We start from the raw sequence: 14,321 nt of genomic DNA, 5'->3' as shown, positions 1-14,321 counted from the left end.
GTTAAATTCCTTTTTTATATGTAATCGGTCCGTACTTTTCAGTGATTTTTCGCATAACACGGCGCTCACGAGCACGGTTAATCTGAGTCTTGATAGAGTCGTGCTGAACCAAGGGCCTGACCAAGATTGAGCGAATGCCTGCACGGTGGGCTGCTCGAATATCTGTCATGAGCTGGTCGCCAACCATGACCACTTCACTTTTCTCATAGTGGAATTCCTTCATGGCACGGTCAATCCCAAATGTGAAGGGCTTCAGAGCCCAATAAACGTAATCAATTCCAAACTTCTCAACTGCGCGTTGGACTCGTTTTTTGGTGTTATTTGAGACCACAATGATGCGAATACCCGCGTCACGGAGATCATGTAGCCATTGCTTCATCTCTGGCGTCCCGTCAGGGTTGTTCCAAGCAATGAGGGTATTGTCCAAATCGACCAAAACAGCCTTGATTCCCTGCGCCTGCAGGCTTGGGACTGTCAGATCATAGACTGCTTCCACAGCAAAATCTGGCATATAATTTTCAATTGCCATTCTGGCTCCTTTTCTTTTATTTTCTAGTAATTTTCTTCAGCCATTGAGATAAGGCCACCCATAAAATCAAGCTAGTCATTAAGATATAAATCCAAGCATTTGGCTCTTCTGTAAATGGTAGAGGAACATTCATTCCGAAAAAGCCTGTCACGACTGCCAAAACAGCTAGCAAGACTGAAATGATAGTCAATGTTGTCAAACTATCATTCAAGTTATTGTTTAGGATGTTGTTGTAAGAAGCTGAGAGTTGTTGCAAGACTTGAGAAATCAAGTCTGTCATAGACACCAACTGATGGGCTTCAATCATGGCGTCATCAAACTGTTCTCTCTCAATCTCGTTAAAACTGCGATAGAGAGCATGGCCCTGGATATGTTCCAAGAGGAGTCGATTTTGTTTTGCTGCTGCTGTCAAGTAAACCATACCAGTCTCCAAGTCAGAGAGGGCGAAGAGATTTTTCTTTGTTGTAGTTTGACGTAGCAAGGCACTAATTTCGTCCTTACTTTTATCCATCTCTTCAATGACAGGATAATAAGCGTTACTGATAATCTCTAAACCAGCAAAGAGAAACTTGTAAATAGAAAGCGACTCATGGCTATCCAGATAAGCTGACATCTGATCAATGACATAAGCATTCTTATGGTTGCTGATGGTAATCATTCGTTGTCTTTCGACGATAAAGGTCATGGGAATCGCTTCATAATATTCTTTGTCTTTTTCTAAATCAAGAACATTATAAATAAAGGTTACCGTCTCCGTTTCACGGTTATAATCCATATGAGCTCGTTCATTTCTATCCAGAGCATACTCAATGGTTTCCTTGTCCAATCCATAGATGTCAGAAAGATCTTCCATATTTTTAATCTTATCCACATCAAGGTCTATCCAGGTACAACCATTGCCCAACTGCTTTTCTAAAACCATCTTTTCTCCTTTATTAAACTCTTTCTATTGTACCACAAATTACTTAAAATAACAGGTCTAGTCTGTGCGTGAGAAATTGCTGACGACGGTGATATTCCGATTGGGAACGAAGTGCAGAACCTGATCTTCTCCTCTGAGTTGCGTTGTTCGAATGCCGACACTGACAACCTTGCCCGATACGGTAATAGGACCATTTGTCAAAACGACCTCATCTCCTACATCCAGTTGACGTTCAAAGAGGATGAAAAAGCCATTGATGACATCAGACAGAAAACCTTGGGCTCCCATACCAATAGCCACCCCAGCTATCCCAGCACCTGCTAGTAAACTAGAGACTGGCAAACCCAAAATAGACAATATACAGTAAAGCAAAAAGAAATAAAGGGTATAATTAAACACATTTTCTAACAGACGTGAGATGGTTTTCTGACGCCCGATATCATGACGAGACATTTTTAGAGAAGGTTTGACAATTCTCTGCACCATGGTATGGAGCAATTTCTTAGCTATATAAAAGAGTAAAAATAAGAATAACAGAGAAATTAACTTGGTTAAGATATTTTCAATAATCGTTGTTATATCAAGCTTATTGAGGTAGGTTTGAATAAATTCTTTCATAGAAAACTCCTTTCATTTATTATACCATACTTTTACAAGTGATGAATCTCCATAAATATTCAAAAATAATAGCCGAAATAGACAGAAAATTCTTGATTTTAACTCATATTTATACTATAATCATAAACATTACACAACAAAGGAGATTGTTATGAAAAAATTCATTCATGCTTGGAATAAGGCAAGCCTGATCAAACGGATTTTGATTGGTATGCTTATTGGAGGAACCCTAGGGCTAACACTTCCTAACATTTCAGGAATTGGTCTACTCGGAGATCTCTTTGTTGGTGGTCTAAAAGCCATCGCACCTATTCTAGTCTTTGCCCTCGTTGCTAACGCCCTTTCCCAACATCAAAAGGGACAAGATAGCAACATGAAAACGGTTATCTTCCTTTACTTGGTAGGAACCTTTGCAGCTGCACTTATCGCTGTACTAGCAAGTTTCATCGTACCTGTTGAAATTACCCTAAATAGTGCTAATACCGATATTGCTCCACCAGATGGGATTGGACAAGTCCTCAGCAACCTCTTGCTCAAACTGGTTGACAACCCAGTCAATGCCCTTGTCACAGCCAACTACATCGGTATCCTATCCTGGGCAGTTGTTTTCGGGATTGCTATGAGAGAAGCCAGCAAAAATAGTAAAGAATTGCTGAAAACCATAGCTGATGTGACTTCTAAGATTGTCGAATGGATTATCAACCTAGCTCCATTTGGTATCCTTGGTCTTGTCTTCAAAACCATCTCTGATAAGGGAATCGGAAGCCTCGCTAACTACGGAATCTTGCTTGTCCTCTTGGTGACAACTATGTTCTTTGTCGCTCTGGTTGTCAATCCATTGATTGCCTTTCTCTTTATGAAGAGAAATCCTTATCCCCTCGTTTGGAAATGTTTGCGTGTCAGCGGTGTTACAGCCTTCTTTACTCGTAGTTCTGCGGCGAACATCCCTGTCAACATGAAACTTTGTCACGACCTTGGACTAGATCCAGATACCTATTCGGTTTCTATCCCACTCGGTTCTACTATCAACATGGCCGGAGCAGCGATTACTATTAACGTTTTGACCCTTGCTGCAGTAAATACTTTGGGAATCCCTGTTGACTTTGCGACAGCCTTTGTACTCAGTGTAGTGGCAGCAATCTCAGCCTGTGGTGCTTCTGGTATTGCTGGAGGATCCCTCCTTCTTATCCCAGTTGCTTGTAGCCTTTTCGGTATTTCTAACGATATTGCCATGCAAGTTGTCGGTGTTGGATTTGTGATTGGTGTCATCCAAGACTCATGTGAAACAGCCCTCAACTCTTCTACAGACGTCCTCTTTACTGCCGTTGCCGAATACGCAGCAGCCCGTAAAAAATAACTCATAAAGACAAGCCTGCTCAGGTATTGTCTTTTACGCTTTTATCTAACTTACTAGAAAATCTATATGTCTATTAGCCAACGTACGACCAAGCTCATCTTAGCTACCTGCCTTGCCTGCCTTCTTGCTTATTTTCTCAATCTCTCCTCAGCTGTCTCGGCTGGAATCATCGCCCTATTGAGCCTATCCGATACTCGTAGAAGTACCTTAAAACTGGCCCGCAATCGACTCTTTTCCATGCTTCTAGCTCTTGCTATTGGCGTTTTAGCTTTTCACTTGAGCGGATTTCATATCTGGAGCCTTGGCCTCTATCTTGCCCTCTACGTGCCTCTAGCCTACAAGATGGGCTGGGAAATTGGCATCACACCAAGCACGGTTTTGGTTAGCCATCTCTTGATTCAAGAGTCAACCTCTCCAAACCTTCTAGTCAATGAATTCCTTCTCTTTGCAATCGGTACAGGATTTGCCTTACTTGTCAATCTCTACATGCCTTCACGAGAAGAGGAAATTCATCACTACCACACATTAGTAGAAGAAAATTTAAAAGATATCCTCCAGCGCTTTAAATATTATTTATCCAGAGGGGATGGACGCAATCGAGCACAGCTGGTTGAAGAATTGGATACCCTTTTGGAAGAAGCCCTTAGACTGGTCTATCTAGATCACTCTGACCACCTCTTGCACCAGACGGACTACCATATCCACTATTTTGAGATGAGACAGCGACAAAGTCGTATCCTGAGAAATATGGCCCAGCAAATCAACACCTGTCACCTAGCTGCCAGTGAGAGCCTGATTTTAGCCCAACTCTTTTCAAAAATTGCAGGCCAACTAAGCCAGACCAATCCTGCTTCTGATTTGCTAGATGAAATTGAACGTTATCTGGAAGTCTTCCGTAATCGCAGTCTGCCCAAGACAAGAGAAGAATTTGAAACCCGTGCCACGCTCCTACAACTCCTACGTGAAGCAAAAACCTTCATCCAAGTAAAAGTTGACTTTTACCAAAAATATGGACAGTAAAAAAGAAAACTTCAGACCAATCACAAAAGGTGAATATCTGAAGTTTTCTTTTATTTGTAAGTTATTACCATAAAGGTTAATAGTAAAACGAATAAGGCTTAATATTCAACATCTTTTTATAGAATGCTGAGATAAAATACTGCAAAGTTTGCAGTATTATTATCCACTACACGGAGTTTAGCAAATCGAGTCTATTTGCAAACGAAGTTAGTAAAACAGTTACCGCTTCCTTACCATTACGACGGAAAAATCCACGAATCAATATCATTCGCGGACTTTTACTAGTGAAGCGTTTAGGTAGACCGTCATAGCGGTTACCTATTATTAGATTACGACACTGAGTTTTACGAAGCGACAATATTCGTAAAACTTTACTAGTGGAGCGCCCAGCCAAGTTCCATAGAAACTTGGCGTTAGTTACTTAGATTGTTACACAATAAAATACATTTACTGAACTACGACACGGAGTTTAGCAAATCGATTCTATTTGCCAAACGTAGTTAGTAAGGCAGTTAGAAAAATTGAACACGCCCTAAAAGCGTCGAGAAAAAGATAAAATCTTCTAGAAACTACGTTTCTTCGGCGATTTTCCTATTTTCTTCTCGCTTTTTTAACGGGCTTTGTATCTTCATCACATCTTTTCTTCCAACTCTACATCTGGATACTTGTCCGCAAACCAGCGGAGGGCAAAGTCATTTTCAAAGAGGAAGACTGGTTGGTCAAAACGGTCTTTGGCCAAGATATTTCGGCTTGACGACATCCGTTCATCCAAGTCCTCAGGTTTGATCCAACGAACGGTCTTTTTACCCATTGGGCTCATGACTACTTCCGCATTGTACTCGCCTTCCATACGATGCTTGAAGACTTCAAACTGGAGTTGGCCGACAGCACCCAGCATATACTCGCCTGTTTGGTAATTCTTATAAAGCTGAATGGCTCCTTCTTGCACCAATTGCTCGATTCCCTTGTGGAAGGATTTTTGCTTCATGACATTCTTGGCAGAAACTTTCATGAAAATCTCAGGTGTAAAGGTTGGCAGTGGTTCAAATTCAAACTTGTTTTTACCAACTGTCAAAGTATCCCCAACCTGATAAGTACCTGTATCGTAAACCCCGATGATATCTCCTGCCACGGCATTGGTCACATTCTCGCGACTTTCCGCCATAAACTGGGTAACATTAGACAGTTTAGCACCCTTACCAGTACGAGGCAGATTGACACTCATGCCACGTTCAAACTCACCCGAAACGATACGGACAAAGGCAATACGGTCACGGTGACGAGGGTCCATGTTGGCTTGGATTTTAAAGACAAATCCTGAGAAATCCTTGTCGTAAGGATCAACAATTTCGCCATCTGTTTTCTTGTGTCCATGTGGTTCCGGAGCAAACTTAAGGAAGGTTTCAAGGAAGGTCTGGACACCAAAGTTTGTCAAAGCTGAACCGAAAAAGACGGGCGTCAATTCTCCAGCAAGGATAGCTTCCTCTGAAAACTCATTCCCAGCTTCATTTAAAAGTTCAATATCATCCTTAACTTGCTCGTAGAAAGGATTGCTACCAAAAAGCTTGTCCCCATCTTCTAAACTGGCAAAACGCTCATCCCCCTTATAGAGCTCTAAGCGTTGGTTATAGAGGTCATAGAGCCCTTCAAAGGCTTTCCCCATCCCGATTGGCCAGTTCATCGGGTAACTCGCAATACCCAAGACTTCTTCCAATTCTTGCAAGAGGTCCAGTGGCTCACGACCGTCACGGTCCAGCTTATTCATAAAGGTAAAGACTGGAATACCACGGTGTTTGACAACTTCAAACAATTTCTTAGTTTGGGCCTCGATACCCTTGGCAGAGTCCACAACCATGACCGCAGCATCCACCGCCATCAAGGTCCGATAAGTATCTTCTGAAAAGTCCTCATGCCCTGGCGTGTCGAGGATATTCACACGTTTTCCATCGTAGTCAAACTGCATAACAGATGAAGTAACCGAAATCCCACGTTGCTTCTCGATATCCATCCAGTCAGACTTAGCAAAAGTCCCTGTTTTCTTTCCTTTTACCGTACCAGCCTCACGAATCTCGCCCCCAAAGTAGAGTAACTGCTCAGTAATAGTTGTTTTCCCCGCGTCCGGGTGGGAGATGATAGCAAAGGTGCGACGTTTCTTAATTTCTTCTTGAATATTCATAAGTTCTCTTTCTTTGATTCTCTATTTTTCTTGTTTCAATAGCTAAGAATGATTTTTACATTGGATTTTACCATTCCTTTCAACACTCCATTATATCGGATTTTAGCATTTTTTTCAATTTCTATTTTATGTCAGACACTGCTAAAGTAGAACAATTCCCCTTGCAATTTTTCAAATAAATGTTACAATAAATATAGAAAAAGGTGTTGCGACAACAACACCCCACAGAGCCGTTTAAGACGGTGGCTGTAATTACATAACTAAAAAATAGCTCGTTAACTCGCCAAAGTTAGGACGGCTATTTTTTTGTCTCTTTTACCAATTCAAGGATGAACTTTAGGAGCGTGATAACAAAGTTACCAGCTACAAACATGAGTGTCAAAGCCTCAAAAGGGGACAAATCTGGTTACTCCTTTCTACTAAGATTTTACAGGATCTGCACATAAGCATCACCATCCTTTCGATTTTGTAACCACCGTCTTCACTTCTCTGTTAAACTATTGTACCATATATTTTCCCCTTTGAAATCCGCTTTTCAAATATATCATCATCAAAATCCGTTCTCCATCCTATACCTGTCTTTTTTCATCTTTCCTTCCCTTATTTATAGGAAAATATGGTAAAATAGAACAGACTAAAAATCATCATTTCACGAAAGGATGCAAGATGAAAATTACGCAAGAAGAGGTAACACACGTTGCCAATCTTTCAAAATTAAGATTCTCTGAAGAAGAAACTGCTGCCTTTGCGACTACCTTGTCTAAGATTGTTGACATGGTTGAGTTACTGGGCGAAGTTGACACAACTGGTGTCGCACCTACTACGACCATGGCTGACCGCAAGACCGTACTCCGCCCTGATGTGGCCGAAGAAGGAACAGACCGTGATCGCTTGTTTAAAAACGTACCTGAAAAAGACAACTACTATATCAAGGTACCAGCTATCCTAGACGATGGAGGAGATGCCTAATGACTTTTAACAATAAAACCATTGAAGACTTGCACAATCTCCTTGTTTCTAAGGAAATTTCAGCAACAGAATTGACACAAGCTACGCTTGAAGATATCCAGTCTCGCGAGACAGCTATCAACGCCTTTGTCACCATCGCTGAGGAGCAAGCCCTTGCTCAAGCTAAAGCTATTGATGAAGCTGGAATTGATGCTGATAATGTCCTTTCAGGAATTCCACTTGCTGTTAAGGATAATATCTCTACAGACGGTATTCTCACAACTGCTGCTTCAAAAATGCTCTACAACTATGAGCCTATTTTTGATGCGACAGCCGTTGCCAATGCAAAAGCCAAGGGCATGATTGTTGTTGGGAAAACCAACATGGACGAATTTGCCATGGGTGGTTCAGGTGAGACTTCTCACTACGGTGCCACTAAAAACGCTTGGGACCACAGCAAGGTTCCTGGTGGTTCATCAAGTGGTTCGGCCGCAGCTGTAGCGTCAGGGCAAGTCCGCTTATCACTTGGTTCTGATACTGGTGGTTCTATCCGCCAACCTGCTGCCTTTAACGGGATTGTTGGTCTCAAACCAACCTACGGAACAGTTTCACGTTTCGGTCTCATTGCCTTTGGTAGCTCATTAGACCAGATTGGACCTTTTGCTCCGACTGTTAAGGAAAATGCCCTCTTGCTCAATGCGATTGCCAGCGAAGATGCCAAAGACTCTACTTCTGCCCCTGTCCGCATTGCCGACTTTACTTCAAAAATCGGTCAAGACATCAAGGGCATGAAAATTGCTTTACCTAAAGAATATCTTGGCGAAGGGATTGACCCAGAGGTTAAGGAAACAATCTTGAACGCAGCCAAACACTTTGAAAAACTTGGTGCTATCGTCGAAGAAGTCAGCCTGCCTCACTCTAAATACGGAGTTGCCGTTTACTACATCATCGCTTCATCTGAAGCTTCATCAAACTTGCAACGTTTTGACGGTATCCGTTACGGCTACCGCGCAGAAGATGCGACCAACCTTGATGAAATCTATGTAAACAGCCGTAGCCAAGGTTTTGGTGAAGAAGTGAAACGTCGTATCATGCTGGGTACTTTCAGCCTTTCATCAGGTTACTACGATGCCTACTACAAGAAAGCTGGTCAGGTTCGTACACTCATCATTCAAGATTTCGAAAAAGTCTTCGCGGATTACGACTTGATTTTGGGACCAACTGCTCCAAGTGTTGCCTATGACTTGGATTCACTCAACCACGACCCAGTTGCCATGTACTTGGCTGACCTCTTGACTATACCTGTAAACTTGGCAGGACTGCCTGGAATTTCGATTCCTGCTGGATTCGCTCAAGGTCTGCCTGTTGGTCTACAATTGATTGGTCCTAAGTACTCTGAGGAAACCATTTACCAAGCTGCTGCTGCTTTTGAAGCGACAACAGACTACCACAAACAACAACCCGTGATTTTTGGAGGTGATAACTAATGAACTTTGAAACAGTCATTGGACTTGAAGTCCACGTAGAGCTCAACACCAATTCAAAAATCTTCTCACCCACTTCTGCCCACTTTGGAAATGACCAAAATGCCAACACTAACGTGATTGACTGGTCCTTCCCAGGAGTTCTGCCAGTTCTCAATAAAGGTGTTGTTGATGCAGGTATCAAGGCAGCTCTTGCCCTCAACATGGACATCCACAAAAAGATGCACTTTGACCGCAAGAACTACTTCTACCCTGATAATCCAAAAGCCTACCAAATTTCTCAGTTTGATGAGCCAATCGGTTATAACGGCTGGATTGAAGTGGAGCTAGAAGACGGTACAACTAAGAAAATCGGTATCGAACGTGCCCACCTAGAAGAAGATGCTGGTAAAAACACCCACGGTACAGATGGTTACTCTTATGTTGACCTCAACCGCCAAGGGGTGCCATTGATTGAGATCGTATCTGAAGCCGATATGCGTTCACCAGAAGAAGCCTACGCTTATCTGACAGCCCTCAAGGAAGTTATCCAGTACGCTGGTATTTCTGACGTTAAGATGGAAGAAGGTTCTATGCGTGTGGATGCCAATATCTCCCTTCGCCCTTATGGTCAAGAAAAATTCGGTACCAAAACTGAGTTGAAGAACCTCAACTCCTTCTCAAACGTTCGCAAAGGTCTTGAATACGAAGTTCAACGTCAAGCTGAAATCCTTCGCTCAGGGGGTCAAATCCGCCAGGAAACACGCCGTTACGATGAAGCTAACAAGGCAACCATCCTCATGCGTGTCAAGGAAGGTGCTGCAGACTATCGCTACTTCCCAGAACCAGACCTACCCCTCTTTGAAATTTCAGATGAGTGGATTGAGGAAATGCGTACAGAGTTACCAGAGTTTCCAAAAGAGCGTCGTGCGCGATATGTATCTGACCTTGGCTTGTCAGACTACGATGCTAGCCAGTTGACTGCAAATAAAGTCACTTCTGACTTCTTTGAAAAAGCTGTTGCCCTCGGTGGCGATGCCAAACAAGTCTCTAACTGGCTTCAAGGTGAGGTTGCTCAATTCTTAAACGCTGAAGGTAAGACACTGGAACAAATCGAATTGACACCAGAAAACTTAGTAGAAATGATTGCCATCATCGAAGACGGTACTATCTCTTCTAAGATTGCCAAGAAAGTCTTTGTCCACCTGGCTAAAAACGGCGGTGGAGCGCGTGAATACGTGGAAAAAGCAGGCATGGTTCAAATCTCAGATCCAGATATTCTGATTCCAATCATCCACCAAGTCTTTGCCGATAACGAAGCTGCTGTTGCCGACTTCAAGTCAGGCAAACGCAACGCAGACAAGGCCTTCACAGGATTCCTTATGAAAGCAACCAAAGGACAAGCCAACCCACAAGTTGCCCTTAAACTACTTGCACAAGAATTGGCAAAGTTGAAAAATGAGTAACTCATTTAAAGTATAACTGACACCAGACTGCTAAAAAATTAGCAGTTCTGATGGCTTGCAGTATGCATTCATATAGTTAGGAGACATATGAAAAAGTTATATACTCTTCTCACCACCTGTTTACTACTCCTTTTCGTTACACCGATGCAATCCATCGATGCAGGGGTAGGACATTCTCGAAGTGGTAGCTCTAGCCATAGTAGCTCCAGTTCAAATCGTGGCCGAAGCCGTTCCAGTAGCAGTAATAGCGGTAGTTCTTCCTACAGAAGTAGCTACAGTTCTGGAGACGGTTCCTATAGTTCAAGTTACTCTGAGCAAGAGTTGTACGGAATTGTAGTCTTTTTAATAGGTGTTTACGTAGTTGTCTTAGTTCTAAAGAATAAAAGTAATCAAAGCTCATCAGAAAAATCCTATAGTAGCGCTACTGTATATAATCCCCAAAACCATCGTCGAGTTGAACACAATACATTAGCTACTAGTCGTGTTAAATATGGCGATCCAAACTTTGATGCCGATGCTTTCGCTTCATGGGTTAAAGAAGTCTATATTCAGTTACAGGCAGCCTGGACTAAAAAGGATTGGAATTTGGCTCGCTCTCTTGAAAGTACCAGCCTTTATTCCCAACATAGTATACAACTCGAAGATCATATCCGGGCGAAAACAACCAATGTTTTAGAAAAAGTCTATGTTGAAAATGTTCGCATTAAAGATTTCTACGAAAATCCTGATGGTAACGATACCCTTGTTGTGATCTTGTCATCTACACTCAGGGACTATGTCATTGAAGACCAAAGCAAACGTGTCATCGAAGGTGATCCTCAAGAGGACTTGTTTACAGTCTATCAAATGAACTTTATCCGTAAACACGGAAGTCAAACTAAACTAAATGTCAGTGATGAAGCCATCAGTGACCACTGTCCAAACTGTGGTGCCCCATTGAAAATCTCTGCTATCAGTAAATGTGACTATTGCGATGCTGATCTAACACGCAGTCCAAACCAATGGGTACTCGATACCTACGATGTTGTGGATGAAGACGAACTTTATAATTAGGAGGAAATTATGGGATTTATTCGTGCCGCCCTATCTTCAGGGCTTAATAGTTTCAACGATAGCAAATTTAAAGAAGCTATTGTTCTTCCAAATAACCTAACAGCTGATGCCTTGGCCATTAAAGGACAACTTCTTACAAAAGATCCTGACGGCACTTCTAGACAAAACAACCAAAATACTGGACTTTTAACAGATGGTTCTGTAGTCATTGTTCCACAAGGTTATGTAGCTATTCTTGTCAACAACGGAACCTTCCTTGGCGATGTCTTAGAAGCTGGTAGCCACGAATGGCGTTCTGAAGATAATGCCTGGCTTCTTGAAAAGGGTGGTATAAAGGGTACTTGGGAAAATTTCAAAAACCGCTTCTCTTTTGGTGGTCAAGTCATTACCCAACAGGAAATCATCTTTATCCGTATGCAACCCATCGCAGGTAATAAATTTGGTACTCAAAACGCCGTAGAGTATTTCAGTGAACGCTATCAACAATTGCTCAATATTCGTTTCTACGGCTTGTTTGATATCAAAGTTGCTGATCCAGTCCTATTTTATGTCAGCTCCATCAGTCAACAAATTGAAGATCATAGAGCATTTACCCTGAAAGATATCGCTCAGGGAACTCTCAGACAAAATATCTCTCCTAAAATTGCTATTGCAATCGCCAAATTTACAAACGAAAACCGAGTTGATATCTATAGTCTTAATGCCAATCAAGATACTTTCAACGATCTAGCAAAACAAGAAGTTAACAAGGTATGGACTGGACTTTACGGAATTGAAACAACCAACATCCTGCTTGAAGATTTGAGCTATGACCAAGAAAGCTTGAATATTATTCGTAAACTTGATAGCGAACTAGTCGCTATGAAATACAATACGATTGAGATTGAAGAACGTCGTGCCCGTAACGAAGCTCTCATCGTTGCTGCAAACAATGAAGGCAATGGCAATGGTATGAACATAATTATGGGAATGAATCTTGGACAAACGCTTGGCGGGCAACTCAACCAACAAACTCAAGCTCCTATTCAAAATAATGGGCAAACTGCAAGTAAGAACTTTTACATCGAGGTAGACGGCAAGTATGTTCTCGTAACCAAAGATGAAGAAGGAAATATCGTGCCTGTCAACTAACTCAAGTTAATCTGACATTTGAGAATTATTGCGTTTTATGGTACAATAAAGAGTAACAATATTTATTAAAGAGGTAAAAACATGATTGAAGCAAGCAAATTGAAAGCTGGTATGACATTTGAAACTGCAGACGGAAAATTGATTCGCGTTTTGGAAGCTAGCCACCACAAACCAGGTAAAGGGAACACGATCATGCGTATGAAATTGCGTGATGTCCGTACTGGTTCTACATTTGACACAAGCTACCGTCCAGAAGAAAAATTCGAACAAGCTATTATCGAAACTGTTCCAGCTCAATACTTGTACAAAATGGATGAAACTGCCTACTTCATGAACACTGAAACTTACGACCAATACGAAATCCCAGTCGTAAACGTTGAAAATGAATTGCTTTACATCCTTGAAAACTCTGATGTAAAAATCCAATTCTACGGAACTGAAGTAATCGGTGTAACTGTACCAACTACTGTTGAATTGACAGTTGCTGAAACACAACCATCTATCAAAGGTGCTACTGTTACAGGTTCTGGTAAACCAGCAACTATGGAAACTGGACTTGTTGTCAACGTTCCTGACTTCATCGAAGCTGGACAAAAATTGATCATCAACACTGCAGAAGGAACTTACGTTTCTCGTGCCTAATCTCTAGAAAGAGGTCATTCTATGGGAATTGAAGAACAATTTGGCGAAATCGTTATCGCTCCACGTGTACTTGAAAAAATCATTGCCATCGCAACTGCTAAAGTTGATGGTGTCCATTCATTTTCAAATAAATCCGTATCTGATACCCTATCAAAACTCTCTCTTGGTCGTGGAGTCTACTTAAAAGAAAGCAACGAAGAACTAACTGCTGACATCTACCTTTATCTTGAGTACGGTGTGAAAGTACCAAAAGTGGCTCTTGCTATTCAAAAAGCAGTCAAAGATGCTGTCCGAGATATGGCTGATGTGGAACTTGCTGCTGTTAACATCCATGTTGCAGGAATCGTTCCAGATAAAACACCAAAACCTGAGTTGAAAGATCTATTTAACGAGGACTTCCTCAATGACTAGTCCATTATTAGAATCTAGACGCGAACTTCGTAAATGCGCTTTTCAAGCCCTCATGAGCCTTGAATTCGGCACAGATATGGAAACAGCTTGTCACTTTGCATATACACATGACCGTGAAGATGAAGATTTGCAAATCCCTGCCTTTCTTCTGAACTTGGTTTCTGGTGTTCAAGCTCAAAAAGACGAGTTGGATAAACAAATCAACCAGCACCTCAAGTCAGGCTGGACAGTTGAACGATTGACCTTGGTCGAAAAAAACTTACTACGCTTGGGTATCTTTGAAATCACATCATTTGATACACCTCAGCTGGTAGCAGTCAATGAAGCTATTGAACTTGCTAAGAATTTTTCAGATCAAAAATCAGCCCGCTTTATCAACGGACTGCTTAGTCAATTTGTAACTGAAGAAAATGAATAATCGAAAAGGTGTTTGGTTTCCCAAGCACCTTTTACCTCTTCCTTGATACAGAGTAAGGACAACATAAAAACTAGAACTGACTGCCAGTTCTAGTTTTTGCGTATTCTAAAGAATTATACTCAATGAAAATCAAAGAGCAAACTAGGAAGCTAGCCGCAGGTTGCTCA

Annotated in this window: 15 protein-coding genes; 10 read left to right on the top strand and 5 right to left on the bottom strand. The window is 41.7% G+C overall.

What is annotated here, in order from left to right:
• Position 1: 1 nt before the first annotated feature.
• Genes K1I71_RS02835 through K1I71_RS02825 form a run of 3 tightly spaced genes read right to left on the bottom strand, consistent with a single transcriptional unit; the run spans position 2 to position 2,069 of the window.
• The gene (locus tag K1I71_RS02835; protein ID WP_153199162.1) at positions 2-529 is read right to left on the bottom strand and encodes a YqeG family HAD IIIA-type phosphatase; all 528 of its coding nucleotides are present in this window, start codon (positions 527-529) and stop codon (positions 2-4) included.
• A gap of 16 nt (positions 530-545) precedes the next feature.
• Entirely contained in the window at positions 546-1,451 is a 906-nt protein-coding gene (locus tag K1I71_RS02830; RefSeq protein ID WP_223330168.1) for a magnesium transporter CorA family protein, read from the bottom strand.
• 57 nt (positions 1,452-1,508) lie between these two features.
• Positions 1,509-2,069 (bottom strand): mechanosensitive ion channel family protein, encoded by a 561-nt coding sequence (locus K1I71_RS02825; protein ID WP_024057615.1) that lies wholly within the window; start codon positions 2,067-2,069, stop codon positions 1,509-1,511.
• Between the two features lie 151 nt (positions 2,070-2,220).
• Between K1I71_RS02825 and sstT the strand changes: the two genes are divergently transcribed.
• Complete coding sequence (gene sstT / locus K1I71_RS02820) at positions 2,221-3,426, top strand: serine/threonine transporter SstT (protein ID WP_223330167.1); 1,206 nt, start codon at positions 2,221-2,223, stop codon at positions 3,424-3,426.
• Between the two features lie 66 nt (positions 3,427-3,492).
• On the top strand, positions 3,493-4,446 hold the full coding sequence (locus tag K1I71_RS02815) for an aromatic acid exporter family protein (RefSeq protein ID WP_223330166.1): 954 nt from the start codon (positions 3,493-3,495) through the stop codon (positions 4,444-4,446).
• A 631-nt stretch (positions 4,447-5,077) separates the two neighbouring features.
• Here the strand turns inward: K1I71_RS02815 and K1I71_RS02810 are convergent.
• Positions 5,078-6,622, bottom strand: coding sequence for a peptide chain release factor 3 (locus tag K1I71_RS02810; protein WP_001025437.1), 1,545 nt, complete (start codon positions 6,620-6,622; stop codon positions 5,078-5,080).
• 298 nt (positions 6,623-6,920) lie between these two features.
• Positions 6,921-6,995, bottom strand: coding sequence for a hypothetical protein (locus tag K1I71_RS02805; protein ID WP_232610068.1), 75 nt, complete (start codon positions 6,993-6,995; stop codon positions 6,921-6,923).
• 293 nt (positions 6,996-7,288) lie between these two features.
• On the opposite strand from K1I71_RS02805, the gene gatC reads away from it, so the two are divergent.
• The 8 genes from gatC to nusB all read left to right on the top strand — a co-directional run bounded on the left by gatC (position 7,289) and on the right by nusB (position 14,154).
• Complete coding sequence (gatC, locus tag K1I71_RS02800; RefSeq protein WP_000705419.1) at positions 7,289-7,591, top strand: Asp-tRNA(Asn)/Glu-tRNA(Gln) amidotransferase subunit GatC; 303 nt, start codon at positions 7,289-7,291, stop codon at positions 7,589-7,591.
• Positions 7,591-9,057, top strand: a complete 1,467-nt coding sequence (gatA, locus tag K1I71_RS02795) for an Asp-tRNA(Asn)/Glu-tRNA(Gln) amidotransferase subunit GatA (RefSeq protein ID WP_223330165.1) — start codon at positions 7,591-7,593, stop codon at positions 9,055-9,057. Before gatC ends, gatA begins: the two co-directional genes overlap by 1 nt.
• A complete protein-coding gene (gene gatB, locus K1I71_RS02790) occupies positions 9,057-10,499 on the top strand; it encodes an Asp-tRNA(Asn)/Glu-tRNA(Gln) amidotransferase subunit GatB (protein ID WP_084861662.1) in 1,443 nt (480 codons plus the stop codon). Before gatA ends, gatB begins: the two co-directional genes overlap by 1 nt.
• Before the next feature lie 87 nt (positions 10,500-10,586).
• Positions 10,587-11,552: a zinc-ribbon domain-containing transport protein gene (locus K1I71_RS02785; RefSeq protein ID WP_223330164.1), complete on the top strand. Its 966-nt coding sequence runs from the start codon at positions 10,587-10,589 to the stop codon at positions 11,550-11,552.
• A gap of 9 nt (positions 11,553-11,561) precedes the next feature.
• Positions 11,562-12,683 (top strand): SPFH domain-containing protein, encoded by a 1,122-nt coding sequence (locus tag K1I71_RS02780; RefSeq protein WP_078352523.1) that lies wholly within the window; start codon positions 11,562-11,564, stop codon positions 12,681-12,683.
• 81 nt (positions 12,684-12,764) lie between these two features.
• Complete coding sequence (gene efp, locus K1I71_RS02775; protein WP_000568643.1) at positions 12,765-13,325, top strand: elongation factor P; 561 nt, start codon at positions 12,765-12,767, stop codon at positions 13,323-13,325.
• A gap of 21 nt (positions 13,326-13,346) precedes the next feature.
• Positions 13,347-13,736 (top strand): Asp23/Gls24 family envelope stress response protein, encoded by a 390-nt coding sequence (locus tag K1I71_RS02770; protein ID WP_000510575.1) that lies wholly within the window; start codon positions 13,347-13,349, stop codon positions 13,734-13,736.
• Positions 13,729-14,154 carry a transcription antitermination factor NusB gene (nusB, locus tag K1I71_RS02765; RefSeq protein WP_078352524.1) on the top strand — a complete coding sequence of 142 codons (426 nt, stop codon included), beginning with the start codon at positions 13,729-13,731 and terminating at the stop codon, positions 14,152-14,154. The genes K1I71_RS02770 and nusB overlap by 8 nt, the downstream gene beginning before the upstream one ends.
• Positions 14,155-14,321: the final 167 nt, after the last annotated feature.

Source organism: Streptococcus mitis (genome assembly GCF_019929545.1).
In the GTDB taxonomy this organism is placed as follows: domain Bacteria; phylum Bacillota; class Bacilli; order Lactobacillales; family Streptococcaceae; genus Streptococcus; species Streptococcus mitis_BU.
Note: the sequence above shows the minus strand (reverse complement) of the source record. Positions and strands in the feature narration are given on the sequence as shown.